At 50.5% G+C, this 26,941-nt stretch carries 21 protein-coding genes; 8 read left to right on the top strand and 13 right to left on the bottom strand.

Annotated features, from left to right (window positions below; translation table 11 throughout):
* Positions 1 to 117: 117 nt before the first annotated feature.
* From Afil_RS00105 to Afil_RS00085, 5 genes are all read left to right on the top strand, one after another.
* On the top strand, positions 118 to 1,140 hold the full coding sequence (locus Afil_RS00105; protein ID WP_230266489.1) for a glycosyltransferase family 2 protein: 1,023 nt from the start codon (positions 118 to 120) through the stop codon (positions 1,138 to 1,140).
* 371 nt (positions 1,141 to 1,511) lie between these two features.
* On the top strand, positions 1,512 to 2,534 hold the full coding sequence (locus tag Afil_RS00100) for a 3-dehydroquinate synthase (protein ID WP_230266488.1): 1,023 nt from the start codon (positions 1,512 to 1,514) through the stop codon (positions 2,532 to 2,534).
* Positions 2,515 to 3,687 carry a chorismate synthase gene (aroC, locus tag Afil_RS00095; RefSeq protein WP_230266487.1) on the top strand — a complete coding sequence of 391 codons (1,173 nt, stop codon included), beginning with the start codon at positions 2,515 to 2,517 and terminating at the stop codon, positions 3,685 to 3,687. Before Afil_RS00100 ends, aroC begins: the two co-directional genes overlap by 20 nt.
* A complete protein-coding gene (gene aroA / locus Afil_RS00090; protein ID WP_230266485.1) occupies positions 3,687 to 4,979 on the top strand; it encodes a 3-phosphoshikimate 1-carboxyvinyltransferase in 1,293 nt (430 codons plus the stop codon). The genes aroC and aroA overlap by 1 nt, the downstream gene beginning before the upstream one ends.
* Positions 4,976 to 5,809 (top strand): prephenate dehydrogenase, encoded by an 834-nt coding sequence (locus Afil_RS00085; protein WP_230266483.1) that lies wholly within the window; start codon positions 4,976 to 4,978, stop codon positions 5,807 to 5,809. The genes aroA and Afil_RS00085 overlap by 4 nt, the downstream gene beginning before the upstream one ends.
* Before the next feature lie 159 nt (positions 5,810 to 5,968).
* Here Afil_RS00085 and Afil_RS00080 read toward each other — a convergent pair whose 3' ends face one another.
* Positions 5,969 to 9,163 (bottom strand): hypothetical protein, encoded by a 3,195-nt coding sequence (locus Afil_RS00080; RefSeq protein WP_230266482.1) that lies wholly within the window; start codon positions 9,161 to 9,163, stop codon positions 5,969 to 5,971.
* A gap of 755 nt (positions 9,164 to 9,918) precedes the next feature.
* Between Afil_RS00080 and ftsH the strand changes: the two genes are divergently transcribed.
* Together ftsH and Afil_RS00070 are read left to right on the top strand one after the other, a co-directional pair.
* A complete protein-coding gene (gene ftsH, locus Afil_RS00075; protein ID WP_230266480.1) occupies positions 9,919 to 11,868 on the top strand; it encodes an ATP-dependent zinc metalloprotease FtsH in 1,950 nt (649 codons plus the stop codon).
* 168 nt (positions 11,869 to 12,036) lie between these two features.
* Positions 12,037 to 13,047, top strand: a complete 1,011-nt coding sequence (locus tag Afil_RS00070) for a C39 family peptidase (protein WP_230266479.1) — start codon at positions 12,037 to 12,039, stop codon at positions 13,045 to 13,047.
* Between the two features lie 11 nt (positions 13,048 to 13,058).
* Here the strand turns inward: Afil_RS00070 and Afil_RS11310 are convergent, their stop codons facing one another.
* The 12 genes from Afil_RS11310 to Afil_RS00010 form a co-directional block, all read right to left on the bottom strand.
* Positions 13,059 to 15,233: a ComEC/Rec2 family competence protein gene (locus tag Afil_RS11310; protein ID WP_230266477.1), complete on the bottom strand. Its 2,175-nt coding sequence runs from the start codon at positions 15,231 to 15,233 to the stop codon at positions 13,059 to 13,061.
* A complete protein-coding gene (locus tag Afil_RS00060; protein WP_230266476.1) occupies positions 15,230 to 15,724 on the bottom strand; it encodes a ComEA family DNA-binding protein in 495 nt (164 codons plus the stop codon). Before Afil_RS00060 ends, Afil_RS11310 begins: the two co-directional genes overlap by 4 nt.
* Positions 15,725 to 15,911: 187 nt before the next feature.
* Positions 15,912 to 16,679, bottom strand: coding sequence for a hypothetical protein (locus Afil_RS00055; RefSeq protein ID WP_230266475.1), 768 nt, complete (start codon positions 16,677 to 16,679; stop codon positions 15,912 to 15,914).
* A gap of 41 nt (positions 16,680 to 16,720) precedes the next feature.
* Positions 16,721 to 17,200, bottom strand: coding sequence for a hypothetical protein (locus tag Afil_RS00050; RefSeq protein ID WP_230266474.1), 480 nt, complete (start codon positions 17,198 to 17,200; stop codon positions 16,721 to 16,723).
* Between the two features lie 173 nt (positions 17,201 to 17,373).
* A complete protein-coding gene (locus tag Afil_RS00045) occupies positions 17,374 to 18,918 on the bottom strand; it encodes an AAA family ATPase (RefSeq protein ID WP_500861501.1) in 1,545 nt (514 codons plus the stop codon).
* 47 nt (positions 18,919 to 18,965) lie between these two features.
* The gene (locus tag Afil_RS00040; protein WP_230266471.1) at positions 18,966 to 19,415 is read right to left on the bottom strand and encodes a hypothetical protein; all 450 of its coding nucleotides are present in this window, start codon (positions 19,413 to 19,415) and stop codon (positions 18,966 to 18,968) included.
* Between the two features lie 2 nt (positions 19,416 to 19,417).
* Positions 19,418 to 19,909: a zinc ribbon domain-containing protein gene (locus tag Afil_RS00035; protein WP_230266470.1), complete on the bottom strand. Its 492-nt coding sequence runs from the start codon at positions 19,907 to 19,909 to the stop codon at positions 19,418 to 19,420.
* 17 nt (positions 19,910 to 19,926) lie between these two features.
* On the bottom strand, positions 19,927 to 21,672 hold the full coding sequence (locus Afil_RS00030; RefSeq protein WP_230266468.1) for a hypothetical protein: 1,746 nt from the start codon (positions 21,670 to 21,672) through the stop codon (positions 19,927 to 19,929).
* Between the two features lie 374 nt (positions 21,673 to 22,046).
* Positions 22,047 to 22,205: an SLBB domain-containing protein gene (locus Afil_RS00025; RefSeq protein WP_230266467.1), complete on the bottom strand. Its 159-nt coding sequence runs from the start codon at positions 22,203 to 22,205 to the stop codon at positions 22,047 to 22,049.
* Between the two features lie 418 nt (positions 22,206 to 22,623).
* Positions 22,624 to 23,220, bottom strand: a complete 597-nt coding sequence (locus Afil_RS00020) for a recombinase family protein (RefSeq protein ID WP_439647316.1) — start codon at positions 23,218 to 23,220, stop codon at positions 22,624 to 22,626.
* Positions 23,221 to 23,972: 752 nt separating this feature from the next.
* The gene (locus Afil_RS00015) at positions 23,973 to 24,866 is read right to left on the bottom strand and encodes a hypothetical protein (RefSeq protein ID WP_230266465.1); all 894 of its coding nucleotides are present in this window, start codon (positions 24,864 to 24,866) and stop codon (positions 23,973 to 23,975) included.
* Positions 24,867 to 25,104: 238 nt separating this feature from the next.
* Positions 25,105 to 25,605, bottom strand: coding sequence for a ComEA family DNA-binding protein (locus Afil_RS00010; RefSeq protein ID WP_230266463.1), 501 nt, complete (start codon positions 25,603 to 25,605; stop codon positions 25,105 to 25,107).
* Between the two features lie 605 nt (positions 25,606 to 26,210).
* Here Afil_RS00010 and Afil_RS00005 point away from each other — a divergent pair.
* The coding region (locus Afil_RS00005; protein ID WP_230266462.1) for a transposase at positions 26,211 to 26,941 on the top strand (731 nt) is incomplete at its 3' end.

Here is a 26,941-nt window from a genome sequence, read left to right as displayed (position 1 = left end):
TGTTTCTTCCCTCCATGGCCTTTGGCAAAAACATCCGAATGGGGGGCCCATCCTATTTTCTTTATGCCCTCTGTTTTTCTTTATGCCCTCTGTTTTTTTCTTTATAATGGACTCATTATGAAAAAGACTGCAATTCTTATCCCCTGCTATAACGAATCGGCCACAATCGAAAAAGTCGTCCGCGATTACGCCGAAGCGTTCCCGCACGCAGAGATTTACGTATACGATAACAACTCCTCCGACCACACCGATGAAATCGCCAGAAACGCCGGCGCCATCGTCCGCTACGAACACAAACAGGGCAAAGGCAACGTTGTCCGCAGCATGTTCCGCGACATCGATGCCGACTGCTACATCATTGTGGACGGCGACGACACGTACCCGGCCGAAGATGCCAGGAAACTGGAAAAAGCCGTTCTGGAGCACGGCGCAGACATGGCCATCGGCGACCGCCTTTCTTCCACGTACTTCACCGAAAACAAACGCCTGTTCCACAACACCGGAAACCGTCTGGTGCGCGGCCTGATCAACACGTTTTTTGATTCCAACGTCCGCGACATCATGACAGGTCTTCGCGCATTTTCCTGGGACTTTGTAAAATCCTTCCCCGTTACGTCCAAAGGCTTTGAAATCGAAACCGAAATGACGATTTTCGCCCTCGACCACAACATGAAGCTCGAAGAGCTGCCGATCCGCTACCGCGACCGTCCGGCAGGCAGCGTTTCCAAACTGAACACGATTTCCGATGGAACGAAAGTTCTGTACACCATCGGCCGTCTTCTTCGCGATACGCGTCCGTTCGCGTTTTTCAATACCATCGCCATTATTCTGATGATCATCGCCCTCGCGCTGTTCATCCCGATCTGGATTGAATTCCTCAACACCGGTCTGGTGCTCAAAATGCCGACACTGATGATCATCACGATGATCGCCCTGTTCGCCTTCCTGAACTTCTTTACCGGCGTAATTCTTACGTCTCTGCGCAAATCGCAGAAAACGCAGTTTGAGCACGCGCTGACGATGATGCGTCTGGAACACGACCAGGACCGCCGTCTGGAAAAAGCCATTCACGATCAGAAAAAGTTCGACAAGAAGCTTTCCGGTGAAACCGAAGAATTGATTCTCGAAAATACGCTTTAAGCATCGAATGAAGCAATCGGTCCGCTGACGCACGCTCGCCTGCACTTGATCGCCGCTTTCCATCCCCTTTCGCCCATCGCGCCAGCTCAGGCTGGCGTTTTTTTATGGGCGGATGTGCACGAATCACCCGAACCGCACGAAAGAAAGAAGCGCAGAGCCTATTCGGGCGGATTCGTTCTCGCATCTCCTTCGTTCGCCAGGCCGGTTCGACCGGAATCGAACGGATTTTCCGGTCTTCGTCTTTCTCTTTTCCAGCGGCTTTAAAATGACCGTTTGGTGCATTTAAAAATCAATTTGTCCGGGCGATCCTTCCCGATATTCGGATGTCGTGTAAAGGAATGCTAAAATAGCGTGTAAAAAGGAAACCGATTATGAAACTGAATGTAAATCTTCCCGGCTCCTCGTATCCCATCTGGATTGAGCGCGGAGCTTTGCAAAACCTTTCTTCACGCCTTGAGACCAGCCGTCCGTCGATTCTGGTCTGCGATTCCGGGATCCCAAAAAAATGGGTGGATCTGGCCGCAGGACAGTTTGATCATCTGGACGTTTTTTGTTTTGAGCAGGGCGAAGGTTCGAAAAATCTGCAGACTTTCGAACAGCTGCTGATCGCTATGTGCAATGCCGGTCTCAACCGCAAAAGTCAGGCCATCGCGCTGGGCGGCGGCGTCGCCGGCGACATGGCTGGCTTTGCTGCTGCCTGCTACATGCGCGGCATTGATTTCTATAACATTCCCACGACCGTTCTCTCGCAGGTCGACTCTTCCGTCGGGGGCAAGACTGCGGTCGATCTCGGACCGGTCAAAAACATCGTCGGCGCCTTCTGGCAGCCAAAAGCCGTCATCATAGATCCCGACGTTCTCTCTACGCTCGATGCGAGACAGATTTCAGCCGGTCTAGCCGAAGCGCTGAAAATGGGTTTGCTCTTTGATCCCGAACTCATCGCGATGTTTGAACAGGATACGCTCGATATCGACGCCATCATTGCCCGTTCGATCGATCTGAAGCGGATCGTCGTCGAACAGGACGAAAAGGAAGCCGGCCTGCGCAAGGCGCTGAACTTTGGTCACACCATCGGCCACGCCATTGAAGGCAGCTATCCGGACCATGACTATCTGCATGGCGAATGCGTTGCGACAGGCATGCTTTACTTTATTGAAAATCCTCAACTCAAAGAGCGCGTGCTGCGCATTTACGAGAAGCTCCATCTTCCGGAAATTCATGACTTTGACCGTCAGGAAGCGTCCCGCCTCATTCGCAGCGACAAAAAAGGAAACGATACCGGCATCGCCTGCGTCATCGTCGATGAACCCGGCCATTTCCGCTTTGAGACCCGGGATGTTGGGCATCTCGATCAGATGATGGAGGAAGATCCGTATGAAAAACACATTCGGTGAACAGATTGCGCTGACCATTTTTGGAGAAAGCCACGGCGAAATGATCGGTGCCGTTCTGGACGGACTGCCTGCCGGCTTTGCAATCGATCTGGACAAGCTGAACTTTGAAATGGAAAAGCGCAAAGCCAAAGGCGCCTTATCCACAAAGCGGCAGGAAGCCGATCAGGTCCGGATCGTCTCCGGCTTTTTCGAAGGCCATACGACCGGCACCCCGCTCTGCCTTCTCATTGAAAACACCAATACCCGCTCGCAGGACTATGCGAAGCTTAAAACGCGCCTGCGTCCGGGCCACGCGGATTGGAGCGCGTTTGAAAAATATAACGGCTGGCAGGACTATCGCGGCGGCGGTCACTTTTCCGGCCGGCTGACCGCGCCGGTCGTTGCCGCGGGTGCGATCTGCCGCCAGATTCTTGAATCCAAAGGCGTGCACATCGGCACCCAGATTCTCCAGCTTGGTCATGTCAACGCCGTTTCCATGGCCAGTCTGAACCCCGCCGAGCTCGAATCGCTGCTCGATAAGCTTTCCGCGCTGGAATTTCCAGCCGCGGACGATGAAGTGAGCGCGCGCATGCAGGAGGTCATCGAAAACGCTTCGGCCGAACTCGACAGCGTAGGCGGAATTTTGCAGACGGGCGTTACCGGCTTTCCCGCCGGTGTAGGCGAACCGTTTTTCGACTCCGCAGAAAGCCGTCTCTCGCACGGGCTTTTCTCGATTCCCGCCATCAAAGGCGTCAGCTTCGGCGCCGGCTTTGGCTTTGCGTCCATGACGGGCTCGCAGGCCAACGACCCGATTCAGGCCGATGACTGCGGAAACCTGTATACCGAAACCAATAACAACGGGGGCATCAACGGCGGCATTACCAACGGCATGCCGATTTTGTTTCAGACGTGCATCAAGCCGACCCCCTCGATTTATCTCGAACAGGACAGCGCGGACTATCAGACCCGACAGAACGTCAAGCTGGCGATCAAGGGCCGGCACGATCCGGCGATTATTCACCGGGCCAGAGCGGTCGTTGACGCCATGACCGCCTTCTGTCTGCTCGATTTGTGGATGACTAAGGAAGCGCTGCGCCCGTTTGAAGCGCCTGCTTCTGGAAAATCCGATTCGAAACCGCAGCCCTCTGCAGGGGATGGAAAGGAGACTGTGTAATGAAAGTCTGGATTGAACCCTCCGATCTTGAAGGATCGCTTCGCGTTCCGCCTTCCAAATCGCTCGGCCACCGCGCCCTGATCTGCGCCGGTCTGGCCGACGGCGAATCCGTCATTACCCATCTTGGCCATTCCAAGGACATGGAAGCCACGATCGGCTGCCTGCAGGCTTTAGGCGCGCACATTGAAGAAGACCCCGGCTCTGGCCCGCTTTTTCGTACCCTTCATATTCGCGGATGCAATCCCGCAAAAAACGATCCCCAGAAGCCGGCAGTGCTGGATGCCTTTGAATCCGGCTCGACGATCCGCTTTCTGATTCCGATCGCCGCTGCCGGTCCGGAGGAAGTCCGCTTTCTGGGCAAGCCGTCCCTGCTTTCCCGGCCGATGGGCGTCTATGCGAACATCTTTGCCGAACAGAATCTGAAATTTGAACAGTCCGGCGAAGCCATCACGTTCCAGGGCCCTTTAAAAAGCGGTCTGTTCACGCTCGATGGCAGCATTTCCAGCCAGTTCATTTCCGGACTGCTTATGAGTGCACCGCTTATTGGCGGCGCGGAAATCGCGGTGCTTCCGCCGTATCAGTCCCAGTCCTATGTGCGCCTGACCGCGGACATGATGAAGACGTTTGGCGTTCACATCGAAGAGCCCTCAGAAAACGGCTATCGCATCACGCCCGATCAGCACTATCAGCCGGCCAGCGTAAGCATCGAAGCCGACTGGTCGCAGGCCGCATTCTTTCTCGTAGCCGGCGCGCTGGGCGCGTCCATTGTCGTCGAAGGTCTTAATCCCGATTCCCTGCAGGGCGATGCCGTCATCACACAGGCCATCGAAAAAGCCGGCGGAACGCTCCACTGGACCAGTCAGGGCCTGCAGGCTGTCAAAGGCCGGCTGCACGGCTTTACCTTTGATCTAGCCGACTGTCCGGATCTTGGACCGATTCTTTGCGTGCTCGGCGCCTGTTGCCCGGGAAAAACCGTTCTTACTCACGCTTCCCGGCTGCGCTACAAAGAGTGTGACCGGATTGCGGCGATGGAAGACGAACTGCGCAAATGGGGCGTGGACATTACGAGTACGGAAGACGAAATTATTATTCATGGCCAGTCTTCCTACTGTCTCGATCATCCGGCTGTCATCGACAGCCATAACGATCATCGCATCGCCATGGCAATGGCCATTTTCGGTCTTTGCGCGAAAAGTCCTGAACAGATTCAGGATGCCCAGGCCGTCACGAAAAGCTATCCGCATTTCTTTAACGATCTTCTGGCTTTGAAAGGAAAGGTAGTACGTTCATGAAAACTGTCGGTGTTGTCGGTCTTGGCGTAATGGGCGGGTCCTTCTGCGGACGCATGAAGGAACTCGGCTGGCGGGTTCTCGGTTTCGATCCCAACGGACATTCCCTTCGTCAGGCTAAGGAAAGAGGCTGGATTGATGAAGGCTTTGCGGATTTCTCTTCCGGTCTGAACCAGTGTGAAATGGTCATTTTCTGCATTTATCCCACCCTGCTCAAAGACTGGATCGCCGCATGGCAGAGCCACTTTGCACCCGGCACGCTGCTGCTGGAAATCAGCGGCGTTAAGCGTGCGGTCATGGAGCCGGTTCAGGAAATTCTTCGCGACGACCTTGAGCTCATGTCCATTCACCCGATGTGCGGCCGCGAATCCAAAGGCATTGAATTCGCCAATCCGGAAATTTTCCGGCAAGCCAACTTCATCCTGATTCCGCACGAAAAAAACACAGCGTCCAGCATCGTCAAGGTCAGCTCTTTAGCCAAGGACCTCGGCTGCAAGAACATTTCCGTTCTTTCCGCCGAAGAGCACGATGAAATGATCGCTTTTCTCTCCCAGCTGACGCACGTGATCGCCGTTACGCTGATGGATACCCACGAAAATGAGCATCTGGTCGAATACACCGGCGACTCGTTCCGCGATCTGACCCGCATTGCTTCCATTAATGAGGAAATGTGGAGCGAACTCTTCCTGCTCAATAAAGATCTGCTGCTCAAGGAAATCGAGCAGTTCCAGACCACGCTTGAAGACTTCAAGGAAGCGCTCAAAAATGACGATTCCCGGACGATGAAGGAAATGATGAAGCTGTCCACCAAGCGCCGAAAGAAATTCGACTAGCCCAGGACCATCCATTTCTCTGCACATAAACCAAGCCGGCCGCAGTTCAGACTGCGGCCGGCTTTTCGTGTATCTGTATCTCTGGATTTCCAGGTTTGTGTATTTCTGTATTTCTGTGTTTCTGGACTGATTTTGGGCAGGAAGCGCCTGCAGGCGGATCTACTGAGCTTTTCCGTACCAGCCGACGCCTTCATCTTTCCAGCCGATATTCTGCAAATAATCGCGTTCATGCGCGTCGGTGGTGTAGTGATGGGCGCCCGCGCCGGTCGTATTGGGATTGTACAGACGAAGCAGCGCCTGTCCTCTGGCGTCATCGGAATACCAGCCGATGCCCTCGCTTTGCCAGCCGGCGTTTTGCAGGAAAATATATTCCTGCGGATCCGGCGTGTAGTGATGATCGCCGGCGTTGGGATTGTACAGACGGTACACCGGCGTGTGCGACTGTACGGGCGCGATCCACGCCAGTCCCTCGTCGTTCCAGCCGATGCTCGAAAGATAATTCCGTTCGCGCGAATCGGCGGTGTAAAAATGTTCGCCGGTGTTCGGATTGTACAGACGGTACATTGCCGTGCTGTCTTCCGGCCTGATTTCATCTTCTCTCGGTCCGCCGATATCGAAAATGAACTCCCGCGAACCCGTATAGTCCCGCTTCCCCGTCAGACGGATCACAGCGCGGTGCGTGTCGAGATTGACGGAAACGACTTCCGCGATGTAGTCGGCCGGATCGGCCGGCTGCCGGGTTTCCCGGATGAGAACGCGCATGTTGTCCTCAAGCTGCTGGGCGTTCTGAATTTCGCGTACGTGATCGACCTCGATATCCAGATTCCGTACCGTATCCGGCAAAATCTGGAAGTCAACCCGCTTTTCGCCCGCGTAGGCGCCGATGCCCGTCAGAATGACGGTTGCGGTGCCAGCATGCACATTGTGCAGAAAGCGCAGGGTGTAGTTCCAGTTTTCGCTTAACGGCACGCCGTCGAGAATCGCGGAAATTTCCGGACGGATTTCCTGCCCGGTAAACGTCTGATCGTCGATGGAAAGTGAAAGTCTGGACAGATCTTCCTTGCGGTAGACCGCATTATGCAAAATGCCGGTGCAGTTGTTTACGCCGGTAAAGGTAAAACGCCAGACGTACGCCTGCCCTTCCCACTCGACACGCGAAAGGTCCACCGTATAGTCGCTGCGGGGAATTTCCACGCCGTCACAGACCAGAATCGGATCGTCTTCGTCGATCTGCTGATCGAGATCCGCGTAATCGGGAATTCCCTCAATCTGGACGCCGTTGCTGATGGAGCGGATGGAAATGCGGAACGTCTGGGAAAGCGCTCCGGAATAGTCTCCCATGCCGATCGCGGTGATCGTCGCTTCGCCGGCGTTCACATTGTTCGTATAGTGAAGCCGGTAATCCTGGCCTTCCACGAGCAGGGTTTCGTTAAACCAGAGGTTTGGACGGGGCCGAAGCGCCTTTCCGGTATAGATCAGATCGTCCAGACTGGACATCCACGCATTTTCGAGCGTCTTCGGTCCGCCCCAGGTTCGAACCAGTTTTCCTTTGTAATTGCCTTTGCCGGTAATCGTCAGACGGAAATAATCGGTTCCCTGCGCGCTGGTCACCTGTTCGTGCGCCACCGTGTAATCCTGATTTTCGATAAGCGGCGTGAAGCCGTTCTGTACGTACGGCTGTACGTTCTGAAGTTCAGACAGACTGTTTACGGATTCGGGAAGACTGGAGACGACGGCATTGCCGATCGACTCGGGACGAATCTGGAACGTCTGGGTAATCGTTCCGCCATAACTGCCGATGCCTTCGATGACGACCGAGGCTTCCCCCGCGTTGCAGTTGTTCACATAACGCAGCGTGTAATCCTCACCTTCCTGCAAAATGCGTCCGTAGGAAAGCGTTACCGGCGGAGTGAGCGGTTCTCCCGTGTACGTGACATCCGCAATGGGATACGTATCGGCCAGCACATCGATGCGCATGGGGCCGAATACAAGCTCCTGCTTCTCGCCGCAGTAGTTACCGATCCCGCGGATCATCGCCTGATACGGCGTGTGATAATTGTCGCCCAGCGGCAGCTCTTCGCATTCCACCGTGAAGTCGACACCTTTGACCAGCTGATGGCCGTCGCATTCGACTTGCAGGTCAGCCGCTTCGAGTTCGGCCAGACTGCGCACCATTCCCGGCATTCCCGAAACGGATCCCGATTCGATGGATCTGGGCGCAATCTCAAACGTCGTTCGTACGGTTCCGGAATACTTGCCGCATCCCGTCGCGATGATTGTGGCGGTTCCCGCGTTCACATTGTTCTGATACTGCAGGGTATAGTCCTGGCCTTCGATCAGAACGGCATCGACCAGGGTGACCGTTGCTGCCGGTGTCTGCGCCTCGCCGGTATACGTGCAGTCTGGCACATTGGAAAGTACTGCATTCACAAAGAGCGGGGCGTCGGGCAGCTGGCGAATATAGTCTTCTAAAAGCCGGCGATACTGCGCGACCGTATAGCTTTGCGCGGGTGCGCTTCGATAATTCATAAAGTTCTGCAGTTCCGTACCGTATTCCTGTCCGCGGTAGTCCTCAAAGGGAATGTACGCCGCGCCGGCATACGCGTAATTTTGAATCAGGTTCGCATAGTGGCCATACGTCGGATCGTCCAGACTGGCTCCCGCTGTGCTTTCGTACCGTTCCTTTTCGTAGTAATACCAGCCGTCAAAGGAATTTCGCGGCATTGCCAGATTGCCTCGCTGAAGCATGTCGAGATCGGGCGATCCAAAATTATCGAGGTTTTCCGCCCAGCTGATCCAGCCGGCGGGCTTGGATACCCAGTCGAGGGGCGCATGATCGTAATTTTCGTTTTCGTGATACTGATCGTACGACCAGTTGGCCCGAATCTGCGAATGCGCCATCAGGGCGTCCGTGATCCTGTATTCGCTCTTGCCCAGAAAGCGGCGGATCGTGTTGGCATCCTCGAGAATATCCAGCGACTTCAGCATGTTTTTCAGACTGGTCGCGTCGTGTTCGGCGCCCATTTCGGTATACGCCGCTTTTTCGTTCAGAATCTGGAGCGCCTCGCTCTGGTTTCGATACGCAAAAAAGCCGCGGGATCCGTCTGCGTAGCGATAGCTGCTCGCCTTCTTTCGCACGCTCTCCTGCGGCTGCGATGCCGCTTCAGAGTCAGCCGACAGGACCGCATCTGGATCGGCGCTTTGCGAAAGGGCTTCAATCATTGGCCGGACTTCTCCGGTTTCAGGCAGCGTTTCTTCCTGTGCATTCGGGCCGGACGTTCCATAAATGGAGTATGGCTGGCTCAGCAGCGAAAGCGAGAAGATCACCGACAAAATCTTTCGTCCTTTTTTCATTTCCGTCTCCTTTCTCAAATTCCCTGTTTTTGTACACTGCCGCCTGCCCACAGCGCGCAGCCGCTTTCTCTTTTCCCCTGTTTTCGTTCGCCTGGATCCCCTTAAAATCCTTTGCCTGTCGGCGTTTCGCTTTTGGAAATCACACGGTTTTCTTTTTAAAAACAACGTCTGTTGCTGAAAATACATTGTCGTGCGTATTTGAAAGAACGAAACGTCTTTTTCTATATTCAGCATGAGCGTATCGCGAGCGTTTTGCTTTATTTTTGGTTTTCTCTTCCCGTTTTCGGGCAAAACTCCTGTCATTCTGTACGAAAAAACGATCAGATCCGCGATAGATACCGGACCTGTGTACCTTATTATTTTCGATTATTTTCGCTCTAATAAAGGGCTGCGGCAGGCTTCCTGCGCAAGGGCAAACCTTATCGGTCTGTCTTAAGAAATTGTTGAGAGGTATTCTCTATTTCTTCCATTGGCAAAGCCGTTCTGGACCTGTATCTTCAAACTGTTCTCTTCTGCAAGACAGGATTTTGTCGTTCATTTTTGAGGACTGAAACAGATGGGTACGATATTGTTACAGAGAATGGATAAATTTTTCTTCCGACCTTCTTACCCGCTTTTCGAAGAAAAAATCCAAATTTTGTGAAATTGACGAAGGCTGGCACTCTTACTGTACTTGTGCTAATTCTGCGTCATAATAGGATTCATTCAAACAGCCCCCGGATCGAACCGCGTTCGAATCCTGGAATGGAGGTTCCATGAACTTTTCTCAAAACAAAAATGGCGGATCGAAAAAGCCCGCCAGAAAGAACCTGAAATATCTGATCCTCACCTTTGCGATGATCATTGTTTTCTGCCTTCTGCTTTTTCCCTCCACAGTTTTTAACCGTTCTTCTTCGGCTGTGCCTTATTCTCAGTTTGTTTCGGAAGTTACGGACAAAAAAGTGGATGAAGTTCAGATCAGCGGCGATACCGCCCGTTATACGCTGAAAGGCGACGAAAACAAAGTCTACACCACAACCCTCATCAACGATCCCGGTCTGGTGGACCGCATGATCGAAGGGGATGTGAAGTTTGAAGAAATTCCGCAGCGGGAAAACAACGTCTTCGTAAGCGTTCTGATTTCCCTGCTTCCCTGGATTCTCATCTGGGGCATGGTCTGGTGGCTCTTCCGCTCCATGCGAAAGAGAATGTCTTCCGGATCCGCGGATTTCAAGTTCACCAATCCATCGGATGACGACGGCGATGATGACGGCGGCTCCGGTGGCGGATTCCCGTTTGGCGGATTCGGCAATATGGGCATGGGCATGGGAAAATCCAATGCCAAAGTCTATAAAGGCGAAATGACCCACACGACGTTCAAGGACGTTGCCGGCCAGGATGAAGCCAAGCAGAACCTGCAGGAAATGGTCGACTTCCTGAACGAACCGAAAAAGTACACCGAAATCGGTGCGAAAATGCCAAAAGGCGCGCTGTTAGTCGGCCCTCCGGGAACTGGTAAAACGCTGCTGGCCCGTGCGGTAGCCGGTGAAGCCGGCGTTCCGTTCTACTTCATTGCCGGTTCGGAATTCGTGGAAATGTTTGTCGGCCGCGGTGCTGCCCGCGTTCGCGACCTGTTCAAGGAAGCGAGAAAGCACGCGCCCTGCATTATCTTTATCGACGAGATCGATACGATCGGTAAAAAGCGTGACGGTTCCGGATTCAACGGAAACGACGAACGCGAACAGACGCTCAACCAGCTGCTCGCGGAAATGGACGGCTTTGACGGCTCGAAGGGCATCGTCCTTCTGGCAGCCACCAACCGTCCGGAATCGCTTGACCCGGCGCTGACCCGTCCGGGACGTTTCGACCGCCGCATTCCGGTTGAACTGCCGGATCTTGAAGGCCGTCGCGAAATCCTCATGCTTCACGCCAAAAACGTCAAGACCTCCCCGAATATCGACTACAACATGATCGCCCGCGCTTCCGCCGGTACGTCCGGTGCCGACCTGGCCAACATCGTTAACGAAGGCGCTCTGCTCGCCGTCCGCGACGGACGCAAGCAGGTGACCCAGCGCGATATGGAAGAAGCCATTGAAATCGTCATTGCCGGCGAACAGAAGAAAAACAAAGTTATTTCTCCGCGCGAACGCATGATTGTCGCCTACCACGAAATCGGTCACGCGCTGGTTTCCGCCTACTGCACCGATGCCGCACCGGTTCACAAGATCACCATCATTCCGCGAACCAAAGGCGCTCTCGGCTACACGATGCAGGTGGATGAAGAAGAAAACAACCTGCTGACCAAAGACGAGCTGTATTCCCGCATCGTTACGTACTGCGGCGGCCGTGCCGCGGAAGATCTGATCTTCCACTCCATCACGTCCGGCGCCAGCAACGATATCGAAATGGCGACCAAGACGGCCCGCATGATGATCACCCGTCTGGGCATGTCCGATCAGTTTGGCATGACCGCTCTTGAAACGGTCAACAACCAGTACCTTGGCGGCGACACTTCGCTCGCCTGCTCTTCTGACACTTCCGCAGCCATTGACCGCGAAGTGATCGAACTGATCAACAAAGCCTACAAAGAGGCGTACCAGATCCTGAATGACCACGTCATGAAACTTCATGAACTGGCCAAGTATCTGTACGAAAAAGAAACGATCACCGGCGAAGAATTCACGGAAATTCTTCATAAGGACGAGGATTCCGAAAAGCAGGCTTAAACCCGAAGCCGCAAAGCTGTACTTGATTACGAACAGAGGCCGATTCGTCTGCCTCTGTTTTTTTGCAGGCTGCCATCCTGTTCTGAACCGACCGGACTCTGCAGGGAGGATCAATATGATTTGACCGAAAGACAGAAATCCTATTTAAAAACGAAAAGGAGAATTTTTATGAAGCCGGAAAACGCAGAATACAATTCTTTAAAAACCAGGCAGACGGTTTCGAAGCCTGCATCCAGAACCGGGATGACACTGGCGATGCCCCTTCTGATTGCGGCGGTCAGCCTGAGCAGTTTTGGCTTTTGCGCACTGCAGGCCAAAACAAGTGCAAAAAAGCAGGCAGAGAATTCGGCCAGCCGGACCGTTCTTTCGGATACACTTTCCACGATGGCTGTACATCTGCGGGCTACCGTGGAAAAGAGCACGCAACCGGACGAAGAAAAAATTAACCAGCGCGAAAAGCCGGAGCAGATTAGCGACGAAACGTTTTACGCGCTCAAGGAAGCGGCCTTAACCCCTGGGCCCGATCAGCAGAAAGCCTACGCTCTCTTTCTGGACGCCGATCAGTACACCGATGCGCTTCTCGCCTTTTTCCTTCGCGATCCGGATCGATACGATTTCATTCGAACCTGGCCGCAATCGGCAGACGCACAGTATCAGACCCCTGTCTCTTCCCTTCAGGAAAGTCTGAAGAGCGTCCCGCGCCTTTTACAGTGGGACGTACGCTGGGGCTGGCAACCGCTGGCCGATACCATGATCTGGGTGGGCGGATGCGGCCCGACGTGCCTGTCGATGGTCGCTTCCTGGCTCAAACAGGATCCGACCCTGACGCCGCGGGTTCTAGCCGATCTGGATGTTGCGCTTGGCGATTACTATCCCGGAATGGGCACCTCCTCCGCCTTCTTTCCCGAAGCCGCTGATGCGCTGGATCTGAACCGTGAAACGCTGCCGGTAGATACGAACGCGCTGCGGCAGGCGCTGGAAGCCGGCAAGCCTGTTATTTTGCACATGCTTCCGGGCACATTTACCCGAACGGGTCATTTCATCGTGGCGACCGGTCTGGGAAATGGACAGCTTCGCATCAACGACCCCAATTCCATCCGTCACAGCGATACGCTCTGGGACATCGATGCGGTTCTTAGCGAGTGTTCCGAGCTTTGGGCTTTCTCCAATCCGCAGTAAAACCGCAAACTCTAAGAATCTGTTTCTCTGGCAGTCTCCTGTTTTGGCAAGGCTGCCTTTTCTTTTTTGTTCCCGATCCAGGCCGTCAGGCCATCGGCGGTTTCAATTTTCATGCAGCCGTGAAAACTCTGCAGATGGACCATGCCATGATCCGCGGTATTCAGACGATCAATGCCCAGTTCGCTCAGGCGCAAAAGTACTTCATTGGACGGATGCCCGTACCGGTTTTTATAGCCGGCGGAAATCAGAGCCAGCTGGGGATCGCATTCTTTTATGAAGTCCCAGGAAGAACTCGTCGAAGAGCCGTGATGACCAAGTTTCAGCACGTCCGAAGACAGGACATACCGATCGAGCAGCTGCTCTTCGATCGCTGTCGAAGCATCGCCCGTCCAAAGATAGAAAAAGCCGTCGAAGGCGAAGCGGCTGATCAGGCTCTGATCGTTTTCGTCGTCGGGATCGGCCTGTCGCTGCGGCAGCAGCAGTTCGAATGGATAGTCGACCGGAACGATCTGGCCGCTTTCCTCGATCTTCTTCTTTACGGAAAACTGTTCGCAAAGCGAAGCCGCCGCTCCGTTATGGTCAAAGTCGCCATGCGTTACGATCAGCGCGTCGAGCTGAGAAATCTGGCGGCTTTGAAAAAACGGGATAAACAGCTCGGAGGCATTGTCATGATTAAATCGCCCGGCGGCATCGATCATAACAACGCTTTTCATGAAAGGCTCCACCAGGACAGTGGCGTCTCCCTGTCCAACGGAAAGCATATACACGTGATAAAAAGGATCAAAATGCCATATTGCCGGATAAAGGCCAAAGAGCACCAGACAAAGCAGTGCTCTGCCCTTGCTCCATTTCCAGCAGATCGCCATCAGCACCATGCAGAGCAGCACGAAATACCAGAGCGGTGCCATTCCATGCAGATCGAAGGCTTCAAACGAAACATCCAGAGACGACAGGCCCTTCTCCAGAACCGTGCCCCACTCTTCCCAGAACAGACCGAGCAGACTCAGCAGGAAAAGCCACCCGAAGAGCTGCCTCAGCCACGTAAAGGCCAGCAGGAAAAACAAATTGACCTTGCCCGTAAAGGCGATCTGGCAAAGAATGCAGACACAGGAAGAAACAAAGCGCTTTGGACCGCTCCCTTCTACAAACCGCGTAAAAAACAAAATGGCGCCCGGCAAAACCAGACTCATGCTTCGTGCAGACTGCGGACAGATCAGAAGCATAGTCAGAATAGAAAAGGACAGGCGTTTAGCCCGATTTTCAAAGAGCGTTGAAGCGATCAGAAATACCGCCATGCGCATCACGGAAATCGAAACCGGAACGATCAGCGCAAATCCGCCAAGAATTCCAAACACCGCCAGACTGACCTGCGGTTTATACAGTCTTCTCGACAGCCGCTTTTTTATTACCCCCAGCAATCCCATCAGCGGCAGTCCGAGCGTCCCGATCCAGTCCAGTTCGTCTTTGTCGTTTATCCCGTAAATCAGCAGGCGATACAGCGACGCAGCTCGTCTCGAATTTACAAAGCGCCAGACTCTGGCTTTTATCGTTTCCGGTTCCTGTCGTCTGGCTTTTTCTGGATGAGCCAGATTCTGCGCCTGTGGAGTATTCTGATCGTCCTTTGGAGGGGCTGCGCTGTAGTAAATCCCCTTTTGCGCCACGTAGCGGCCAAAGCTGAACAGACCGATATTGTCCGCCGAATGGATGCGTTCAAAATCCGAAAGAAACACGGTCTGATCCAGAATGAAGGATTCCGGTTCATAAACGATTACCGAATCCCGTTTATTCGAAGCCATCGCATAGCCGGATCGAATTTCACAAATCCGGTATTCTCCCTCCTGCGGCACGCGCCGGGAAGCCGCGGCTGATCCCATGAGAACACCGATCGCGAAAGCGCCCAGTCCAATCCACACCAGGACAGGCCAGCCGTGACGAAATCGCCAGTTCAGCCATAAGGCCCCTGCCAGAATGGCAGCCACGCAGAGCCAGAATCGATCAATCCATAAAATCAGCCAGAAAGCGATCGCCAGGCATAGCCACGGCGCATCATCCTTGCCTTTTGGTGCATTCGCCCAGGCTTTCCCTTTTTCCCACCCATTTTTCCAGCGGCTCTGTCCTCGATTTGAGCGGGCCGATAAAGCCGCAGCCGCTGGATCGACTGTCTGCGCGCGTGTCCGTTTTCTCACAGCGCGATTCGATCCTTCAGCTTTTCAAACTTCTTTTCGCCAATGCCAGGCACTTCCATCAGATCTTCCAGTTTGAAAAAGCCATGTTCTTCGCGATACGCCAGAATTTTCTGCGCCGTCGATTCGCCGATCCCCGGCAAAGTCATCAGTTCTTCCTTGCTTGCCATGGTGATTCGAATCGGCTGCGCCTGGGGATCGGCTTTCTTTTTGGCGATCACAATCACTTCATGCGCTTTCACTTCTTCCTGAAGGGAAACGCGGGAAAGATCCGCGCCTTCGGTTTTCCCGCCCGCTTCTGCAATCAGATCCTGAATCGTCGCCCCATTTTTGATCGTGTAAACATCCGGAGCGACGACTTCGCCTTTGATTTCCGCTTCAATCGTATCGGGCGCCTGCTTCTCTAACGGCATCAGAGAAAGTCTTCCCGAAGACGACAAGAGCAGCAGAGCACAAAGACAGAACGGTCCGCTCATTTTCTTCAGCCACTTCATATCCAGATATACGAAAGACTGTCCTTCAATATTGTTTTTTTTCCTCTTTGAAGCCGTTTTGTTTTGAATCCGTCGGATCCGACTATCTTTCTATACGGCAGAACGGCAGGCTGAACGCACAAAAAAACGGATCCATTCCTGATGATGAATCCGTTTTTCTCGAAAGATAAAGCTCAATTGTGCTGAATTATCGGGAAATCGATTTAATCATTAAGCGAATTCCGACAATCATAAGAACGATCGTTCCGCCCAGCTCAAGAAGGGCGGGAGCAGAAGCCAGCAGTCCATTTAAGCTTCCCATCTGATTTTCAAGAACCATCAGTCCGCCCGTCAGCACTGCCGCATTCGTAACGGAAGCGGTTAATGCTTTGGATACTTTTGTTTTCGACAGATGATTTGCGATAAAGGAAGCAAAGGAATCCTCTGAACTCGTCCCCATAAAATGAGCCACCAGAGATACAGGAATATTCAGAACCGCCGTTCCGGCTATCGCGCACTGCACGGCTTTAAGCAGAATTTCCCATGTGCTGTTGCTCTTGCTCCAGGTGACCAGATAGTTATTCAGAATTACCCCGCATCCAAGCGTGAGAATTCCAACAATAATTTTGCCGCCTAAACCATTTCCTCCAGTTTTGGGGATGTACTGTGAAATGAGCGAAATTACAAACAGAAGGCAAACCAGTTCTGCACATTCTGTGAAAAACAGGGTCTTGTCATTCGCATAAATATCGTGAATCCCCGCGAAATTTTCCAGCTGATCCACGAAAGGCAATCCTTTAATATTGATGAAATCCCCAAAGCAGGCAATGATCACCAGGTAAAGAATCATCACTGCAATCAAGCCTTCAATTACTTTGTCGAACCCGTAATCATCGGAACCCGCCATTTTAAAAAACAGTGCGTTCAGAAAGACGAGTGCGAGAACCATAACGATCACAGTCAAAATAATGTCCATAATCTCCTCATTTCCAGCTGTACATTCTGGCTGACCCGGCTTTACTGCACAATCGAAACTCTGCCAGAGGCGTCCACGCAGCACATCTTATCGGTATAGACTTCGATGAATTGGTAGCCCCCCCGCATAGCCAGCGACCTGGCTTTTTCCATTCCATTTGGAAGAGGCTCATTTCTTTTGTAGTGGGTGATAATTCCTCCCGCATAGTCGAGAGAATGGACTTCATAAGGAACCCCTAAATAGCACTTGCTGACAATGCCCAGCATGTAGCCTTCCAGCTCAATATCCGGAAGTTCGGCATTGATCTGGTTCAGAATTTCTTCTAACTGATGACGGTTATGAACATGTCCGCCGGCGTCCAGTTTGTGAATCAAATTCATATATTCACTGGAGCGCTTTTTTCGCAGCAGTCTTTCCCGCTGGGCCATGTCAAACTGTGTTTTTGTTCTGCTCTTCGGTTTCGAGGCAGATAAGGTTGTTTTCGCCTGCTCCTGCGGCTTCTTCAGCATTGGAATTGGCACAGCAACTCTCCTCCATTCACCTTTTATTGCACTCTCTTCAATTGCATTCTCTGCTTCTGCATGACTTTGCATCGGCTGTCCAGGAAGGCTTACAAATTCAGCCCGATCGCAGCAGCTCCATGGATCGATCCGGGTAAAAGCGTTTCCTGTCTTTTCCGTCAGAAAATAAGCACTTAGATCAGCACTTTACGGCGGCGCTCGCCTTTTTTCTCGCTCAGTACAGAGTCGCCGATTGGTTTTCCGGATGCAGGAACCGCTTTTTCTTTTCCCCAGTTTCGTATAGCTTCAATTTTTTCCGGACTGGTCTGAGAAAGCGGAACTACATTTTCAAAAGCTTCTACGATATTTTTCGCATCCAGACGGAACTCGGAATTTGCGAGTTTGCGATAAGCGAGATCTCGAACTGTGGATTCCAGATCGGCTCCTGTAAATCCATCGGTGATATCCACAATCTGGTCAGCAAATTTTCCGGTAAAGTTCACTCTCAAGTACTTTCTCATGTAAAGCGTCAGGATATCACGCCGCTCATCTGCCGTAGGAAGATCCACAAAAAAAAGCTCGTCAAATCGGCCCCGGCGCAGAAGTTCACTGGGGAGCATACTGACGTCATTGGCTGTGGCTACTACAAATACTGGTTTCTTGCATTCCTGAAGCCAGAACAAAAACTGTCCGACCATACGCGTGGAAACCCCGCCGTCTCCAGACGGGCCTGTTGCACCGGATAATCCTTTTTCGATTTCATCGATCCACAAAATGCACGGCGCTACGTTTTCTGCGGTTGTCAGCGCATCTTTTAACTGCTGTTCGGTCTGGCCGACATAGCTTCCCTGCACAGTCGCAAAATCGAGCCGGTATAAAGGCAATTCCCAGTTTGCGGAAATCGATTTTGCGGACAGTGATTTTCCGCATCCGGGTACTCCGACCAGAAGAATTCCTCTAGGCGGCTGAAGTCCCATCGCCCGTAAGAACTCCCTCTTTTCCGGAGTCATGAGGCTCTTCTTTTCATCCAGCCATTTTTGCAGACCAGCCAGACCGCCGACATTTTTTACCGATGGATCGACTACGATTTTTTCCAAACCAGAAATATCGGAGAAAAGCTTGTCTTTTGCATACCGGATTTCCACAAGATCGGATTTCAGAACTTCTCGTTTTGCGATCAGCGAAACCAGAACATTTTCTGCTTCGACCTGCGAAACGCCAGCCAGGGCCATTGCTGCTTCTTTCACGTCGCTGTCATCCCATTCGACGAAAATCGAGCTCCTGTAGTCGTTCAAAACCCGGTTGATAATTTCATACATTTCTTCTTCGTCAGGAAGGGCCACGTCAATGAGCATTCCCTGACGCTGCAAAGTATTCCAGAGCGTGTTGGTCGTCAGCAGGATAATCTGACCGCCCGTTTCATTAGCTAAATTGACCAGAGCCAGAAACGCCCTTGAATCCGAATTCTCTGTACTCAGATCCGGGAGCTCGGTGAATACTATGGTTAAATTTGAGCGTCTTGACATTTGTTCAGTAATAAATTCCAAAGCAGAATAAAGAGACTTATCGTCAGTCGCTGACTTTTTGGTTTTTAAGTCATAAACCCCTTTTGTAGACGTATGAACAAAATAAGGAATTTCTTTCTCTTCACTGACTTCTCCAAGCATGTTTAAAACTCTGGCAATTTCTATGGAATGAATAGTTACCAGCGGTATGCGAGCCGTCGCGTATTGAAGCATGCTTTTTTTTGCTTCCTGTAGGGCGCTCATATGATTCTTACTTCCTTTCAAGCTTTAAAATGGTTCACTTTATTATTTCGAATCAGGTATCCCAACTTTCCGGTCCTGTCGCTTTTTGCGGATTTTTCCAGCGAACTCTGGAACGTATCTGCCTGTTTTTTAATCATATCCATGTACTGAATTCGATAGTTTTCCGGCACCGCTGGAATGTTCACGGCCTGATAAAGAAATTCAATCTCTTTACGTAAAGTATGTAAGGACTGGATTATGGCTCGTTCATCCGAAGCATGGGCCATGTTTCGAGAAAACGTGTCATTGGCAGCATTGAGCCGATAATTTACAGCTTCTACCAGTTTCTCGGAAAAACGCTGAGCAACTCCGCTTTGCCAGGACAGGGTCCCTCTATGAAGAATATCGATAATCTCTGCATTGCGAGAGCATCGCTTCAGTTCTTCAAAGACAGGTACCCATTCATAATATGTAGCCGGCGCTTTCATCCTTACTTATCCCTTTTCTTGCGATTGATCATCAAATGAGGCGGCTCAATATCCCAGTCTGGAAGGCCTTTAGCCAGCGCGGACTGTTTTTCCATGCTATCCAGCATCGATTGCAGGGCAAGATTCGATGCCTCGCCCACAGGCTTTTGAGGAGCGGATTCCTGCTTTGGACTTTCGGTAAAGAAATTATCAAATTCAAGTACAGCAGCGTCTTCTTCAAAGGCAGCAGGTTCTTCAATTTCTTCTGCCGGCTTCGCCTGAGCACTGCTGGAGGTATCTTCCGGGAAAGGATTTTCCGTTTCCTGAAGATCTGGTAAGGATTCGAATGTAACCTGCGGGAAAGCGTCCAGAACTTCCTCGCCGGTTACGGACGGCTCTGTCTGGTCATTCTGAGGATTTTCCGTCAGTCGATGTCCGCATTGTGTACAGAAAATACAATCCGCGTTTACCGAAGCTCCGCAGAATGGACAGATATTTACGCTATTATTCGGCATATAAATTACTGATCCTCCTAGACTAATACCGATTTTCCGTTCTCGGTAAGATTCTTTACGTATTCGCTTGGAGTGATCGCCTCCAGGAAATCCAGAACCTGAGCACTCACTGCATCCTCTTTGGCAAATTCAGCACGGAAATCTACCACTTCAGCGCAGAGGGCACGTAAAGCCTGTGTTCCCTTTTCAATACGCTCATTAATTTGCTGATTAACTGCTTCTCTGCCTTTTTCGACAGCATTCTTTTTGCTGATATGCTTTACGACCAGAATGCATCCAGCAATGACTGCGATCAGACCGAACAGCATGCTTCCGGATACGAGCATGATCAGGCCAATTACTGCAATGGCGATCCCGCCGTAAAAAGCCACGGTATCCCCAGCTGTAAGTTCATACTGGGCAAGCTGTTCCGCTCTGACCGTTTCCATATTTTTTTTTAAGCCCTCGATCAATTCGTTTTCATTCTCCCCGTCTCTTGTTGAGCAGGAATATCCATCGACCGATAAATTGATCTCATCAGGAACGTTCGCTCGATTTCCTGCCACAACATCCTGATATCCTTCAAGAATCCATTCTTTAGACAGCGAAATAGCGAACTTCTGGGTGGAAGGGGACGCATGGGAAATTTCCGGCTTCATTGCCGAATCGGTCAGCAGCTGAGTGAAATCCTTCTTCTCCTCGAAGGCCGTTTCCTCGATCTTCATTTTCTTCTGAGCGAGTTTTTCGTCCCCGCCATTATCGATAATCAGCTGTTCAAACTTTTCCTTCTTTCTCCAGGGCAGTTCTTCTTCATCGAACTCGGTAACCAGAGTTTCCAGAATCTGATCCAGCTGTTCCTTGAGAGATTCCGTTGATGATTGCTTTTTATAAATGCTGTCAAAATAGTTATAAATCGTTGTGTTCAGTATGGCGCCAGCCATCACATCGCTAAGCTGAGGCCAGGTGGAAGAACAGGCAGGCAGATACGTATATCCCTTTCCCGCATATTTCTTTTTCTTCAGCAAAATTGCGGATGCCCAGTTCTTACGCTGTGTTTCGACAAATCCAGGTTTATCCTTCAGGTGATTCAGCCACTTTTCCATTTGCGCTGTAACCAGACCTTTTGTATCCTGCCCAAGAAGCCCGCTCGCATAAGCATCCAGAATAATAACCGCATTACGATTCAGGTTTTCAGAATCCTGATTTTCCATGAATCGGCTTACCCACTGGAGCGTCGCCTGTTTGCGGTCAGCTCTGCGCGTTACAAGCGAGAAAAACAGTGAAGTTTTCTCATCATCTCGGTGAATCGCTTCCTTAACCGCTCTATCCGCCAGGGGTTTGTCATCCGAAATCCAGGCGGCTAAGGCAACCAGACACGGTGCCAGCCAGTAGCGGGGCGCCTCTACCAGTAAATTTTCAGAAATTGTAGAAATTGTTCCTTTTCGGACCAGATCAAGGTCGGTCGCCTGTAAAATTCCGATACAGCTGCGCCGAACTTCATCGTAATGTCCGTATTCTTTTTCCAGTTCCTGACGAATGGAAATGATCGTAGTTCTTGCCTGCTGCAGGCGATTCGCCTTCAGCTGAGCATCTACGTACTTGAGAAATTCTCCCTTTAGTTTCTCTACTTCGTCGTATACCACGCGTACGTTTGAATCGACGTTCATAACGTGTTTGTTCGTCGTCACTACATCTTCATGAACGACGCGAATCCCGTCACTAAGAACCTCTAAATTCTTTCCAATGGTGGAAAGATCTGCAGTCTGAATGATTCTGTCAGCCATTATTTCCTCTCCCTTTGAAACGCGCCTGCCTTAGTAACCCTTGCAAGCCAAAGTACAACCGATTCAACACAGGTTTGAAAGCGGTTCGAATATATTTAACTTATTACCATTCATAATGAATTTCATAATATTTTTTTATTTTGAAAGAGATTGCTGGATTTTTAATGAATTGAACATGTAAACGCCGCTTTTGGGTCCTTCTTCATTGCGTTTAGTCCTTCCATCAAAATCGTTGCGTTTCATTCTTCAATCAAGATAATCTACTATGGTTTTGTTTTTTAACAGGCATGGAGATCGATGAAATCCATCTTCCAAATTCTCGTTCTAAACTAGTCAGGCGAGTCTCAGACGGTATTCCAGACATTTCAATTTCCTTAAATGCGCGAAAGATCGACGCCTTCGGTTTCCCCGCCGGCGGCCACAATCAGATCCTGGATCGTCGCACCATTTTTTATCGTGTACACATCCGGGCGGGCGGCTTTGACTTTGATTTCTGCCTGAATCGTATCGGGCGCCTGCTTTTCTAACCGCATGGGAAAAAGTCCTCCCGAAGACGACAAAAGCAGCAGGGTGCAAAGACACAGCGCTCCTCACATTTTCTTCAGTCATTTCATATCCCGATATACAAGTCTCTGTCCTTCAATTTCGTTCTCTTTCTTTTCAACTTTCAGGTAATGGCTCTACCCTCGATTAAAGGCTGTTTCCTTCATAGATAAGTTCCTTCGCACTACCCTTAGAAAACAAGAAATCCGTTAAAAAAAGATCAGATAGCAAAATAAAAAACGTGTCATAACTTAGACTTTTTGAACTTTCTTCTTTTTCCAGAATAAGGTAATGGCAGTTGCACATTACGATTGCGATTTGGGAGTGAATTGGTAATTTTCGAGGCCGATATTGTCCCGAAAATCGAGGCGGATATAATTATTGAAAAGAAAAGCGGTTCCAAAAGGTCTACCTTATGGAACCGTTTTTATATTCTCGATACCTTCTGTAGAAGGTTGTTTTTTTCATTCCCGACTGCTCCAGAGCTTCATTCAGGGATAATTCTTTCTTTTCCCACTGACATACCACGTATTCAAAGTTCTGCGGAATCGGCTTTCTTGGCCACCCAAAGGCTTTTCCTCTGGCTTTGGCGGCGGCAATTCCTTCTTTCTGCCGTTCTTTGATGGCGTTTCGTTCCGTTTCTGCCACGAAGGAGAGCAGCTGGAGAACCAGATTGCTGATGAGCGATCCAATCAGATCGTTCTCTTTTCGGGTATCCAGAAGCGGCATTGTGATCACAAAGATATGAACGTGATATTCCCTGGTCAGCAGCCGCCACTGCTCCAGTATTTCTTCAAAGTTCCGGCCGAGCCGGTCAATACTGTGGATGACCAGCAAATCCCCTGGCTTCAGTACGCTAAGAAGTTTCTGGTATTCGGGTCTTTCGAAGTTTTTACAGGAGGCTTTATCGAGAAATACTCGATCGATGTCCATACCCGTTAGTGCATCCATCTGTCGGTCTTCACACTGATCCTTTGTGGAAACGCGAAGATAGGCATAATTCATATTCATCACCTCAGCATGGATAATCCCATCCTGAGCGAGAAATAAGGTGTCTTATGAATCCGGTCTCCAGAAAGTTCCGTCAGATCGCAAAGTGGTCCTCCAAAGTCCCTGAGAGGGACCATAACTCTCAGAGCAAAACCAGAATCAGCTGCCCCATAATTTTCTGCACCGTCTTCTGACGAACTGATCGTCAGTTTTTTATATTTAGTAGCAAGTCTGGGTAGGATAAGCCTTACCAAGGTTCACAACCAATCCAGAAACAAGAATCAGGAAGTCCGATTTACCTGACAGGTAGTAACGTAAACCACTGGCTATACTGTTACTGAATACTTATGAAATCGTGATGACCGTTTGGATGGCACTGGCCGGCTTCGCGGAAAAGATCAGCAGTATTACATTATTCGAAGCTGCAGAAGACTGTCTGCGCAAACCGACCATCTCGTCAGTTCCTTTTCAAACGCAGCAAGAAACACTTCTAGTCCCGCAAGCGAGTTGGTGCAGAAGGATCCATCTCTAACCATAAAATGAGGAGGATACGAGCTATTCATTCTATTAAGTTACGGGACAAGTGAGGACGTGAGTTTTACCACATGAAAAAAACAGTCCTGTACGGACCGATTCTGGTTTTCTTCAAGGTAAATCCCCATGAAAATCAGAAAGATCCCAGGACTGGCTTTTGCCAGACGGAATGGAAGTACGCCAGTAAATCCGGCGCTTCGGAATTTTTTCAATTGGCTGTTTGTTTATTTTGGTTAGTTATGCGCCATAGGCGGAGTCTCTTCAAGCCAGTCCAGATCTATGTCCGAGTAGGCAATAACCGGTGTATACCAGACGATGCCTTCGTCCTTCCAGCCAACAGAAATCAGATACTCTTTTTCCTTCGTGTTAGAGGTGAGGTTATGACGCCCAGCTTGTGCGTTCGGGTTGTACTGCCGGTAGACTGGCGTATCTGTCTCAGGTGAGCAGTACCAGGCGGTTCCTTCCTGGGTCCAGCCAAGTTTGCCAAGCGCATCGTATTCTTTTTTATCCATTGTGAAATGATGATCGCCGGCATTTGGATCATAGAGACGATAGACCGGCTGTCTGGACGTGTCCGATCCCAGCCAGCCATAGCCTTCGCCTTGCCAGCCCTGATCAATCAGAAACTGGCGTTCTTTCTTATCGGAAGTGTAAAAATGCTCGCCTGAATTCGGGTTATACAGGCGGAAAACAAACGGATCGTCCGATACCACAAAGTTCATGAAAAAGTTCATATCCACAAGTGCTGGCAGCCCATCATTTTTAAACCGTTCACAGGTTTCCTTCGAATATTCCAGTCCATAGTACATATAGTAGTTACCAGCCTTCTCGACGTGCAGCACACCGTCTGCATCGACCTCAATCACGCCCGGACGATTTACCCAGGTAACGTCATACTCTACTGGAACACCCTTGTAATACGTCTTCGTGAACTCCAGCTTCAGCTTGTCTCCAGTACGAAGGTACTTATCACCTTCGTTGAGAAGCTCAAAGTCATTATCTGCATCTTCTTCTTTAGCCGGAGTACGGCGAACGGCCTGAGGCGAATCCTCAGCCGCGTAAACAGGGGCCATGAGGCTGCCCATGTCAAGCGACAGGACCGCCAAAGATGACAACAGTTTGTTCATGCTGTTTCTCCTCCTTTGTCAAGTAATGCATATCTCCACGATAGCATGATTAGAGCTGGCTCCTGATTATGCAGGCAAGGTATGTATAGACATACGGACTCTTGTCCCCTTTTCCGCTTTTTGTGTTTCGAGTTAAGCGATTTCACTTGGTTTGCGTCCTGAAATTCCCCTCAGAAAGCCCCTGATTTTTCCGAACTTCGAGCCCCGTGTTCCTGTTTTCGACCTTTTTCCGCTTCTGTTACAGACGAATCCGATCGCGAAGCTTTTCATACTTTTTCTGACCGATACCCGGAACGTTCATCAGCTCTTCGACGCAGGTGAAAGGATGCAGTTCACGATAGGCGAGAATCCGGCTGGCGCTTGCTTCTCCAATGCCCGGCAGTTCCATGAGCTCGTTTTGATCGGCGGTATTGATGCTGATTCGATCAGGCTGGCCGGATTCCGTTTTCGCCCGTATGAAAATCACTTCCTGAGAACGCACTTCCCGTCCAAGCGGCCAGTCGTCTGGATCCGCACTGTCTTTCAGACCGCCGGCGACCGCGATCAGATCCTGGATTGAAGATCCGTTTGGGATCGAATACAGACCCGGATGGAGCACTTCGCCTTCAATCTGGACTTCTATGGTTTCCGGTTTTTGGCGTGAGAGAAAGACGGGCGTATTCCGTCCAACCAATGCCATCCCAAGCAGTCCGGCAAACAGAAAAAATCCAATGTTTTTATACAGTCTTCCCATGTCCATTTATACGATCCATCTCTTTTTCAAAACGGATGCATCGGTTTGCCGTCATAAGCATGCACTGGAATCTTTGGGCATTTTGCTTTTCCTTACCCAGTCTTTTTCAGATACTGACGAAGAAAGAGATGGCTCAAATCTGTTGAATTTTTGTATCTGGCCCATACCCGGATGGAAGATTTACACAGGTCCTTAAGCACCGGAGTCATTTTCATTCTTTCCCCTCCAGGATCATGCCTCTGCCTTTTTGGGCAGACGATCCAAATGGCGTGCAGCCTTTTCAATTGCCTCTTTTTCGAACACTCTGTCCTTTTTTGGTCCCCTCAGGCCGCCGCACCCATTTGGGTTTTCTGTGCTAAACAAAAACCGGATCTGCCGCTCGTAAGAGAAGATAAATCCGATTTTATATTGGTCCTGCGTTCTGGAGGTGCAAAAAAATGGCCAGCTGCGAGGCTGCTGAAAAAGTCTCTTTAAATTCCGGCATACATAAGTAAATTGTATGTCGGAATTTTTATTTGCCTGGAGTATCCGCACCGATGATAGAATTTATTAATATTTAGAATTAATTTTATTATATATTATTATATAGTATTTATAGGATGGTGAAGTTTATGCTGAATAACTCGAATACTCTGACTCTTAGCTACAGCCCTTACCTTGATCTTTACGACATTTTGATTCCCAAAACGAACTTCTGGCGAATGCTTAAGGAAAATGTCGATTTTTCCTTTATTCGGGACATCGTTGGCGAGAACTATACACAGGATTATGGAAGAACGGCGGTCGATCCTGAATTTATGCTTAAGCTTTTGCTTCTTAAAGCCGCTCACTTGCTCTCCGATCGTGATTTGATCCATAAGGCAACCTTCGACCTCGAAATGAAGTTCTTTCTTGGTCTGGATCCTGAAGAGACGAAGATTATCGATCCCTCTCTTCTTTCCAAATTTCGCTCTACTCGTCTCCCACAGGACCTTGTTCTTGATGACCTCATCAAAAGATCGGTCGATCTGGCACTGGAAAAAGGGGTTATGAGCGCGAAAAATGGAATCATTGTAGATTCAACGCATTCAAACTCTCGTTTTAGACATATCTCTCCCAGAGAAGAGCTTCTCAAACGCTGCAAGGCTGTGCGAAAAACAGCTTATTCTTTTGATTCTTCCCTGACAGAACAGATGCCTTCGAAGAAGAAGGCAAATTCCGGACTGGTTGAAGACGCCGTTTCCTATTGCGAAGAGGTGATTCAGGCTATTCAGAACAATCCGCAGCTGGCTCAGGTGCCGGCTGTCGCCGAAAGAATTCATTACCTTCAAGAAGCGATGGACGAAATTTCCGTTGAGCTTGA

Source organism: Allobaculum fili, assembly GCF_020969955.1.
GTDB lineage: Bacteria > Bacillota_I > Bacilli_A > Erysipelotrichales > Erysipelotrichaceae > Allobaculum > Allobaculum fili.
Note: the sequence above shows the minus strand (reverse complement) of the source record. Positions and strands in the feature narration are given on the sequence as shown.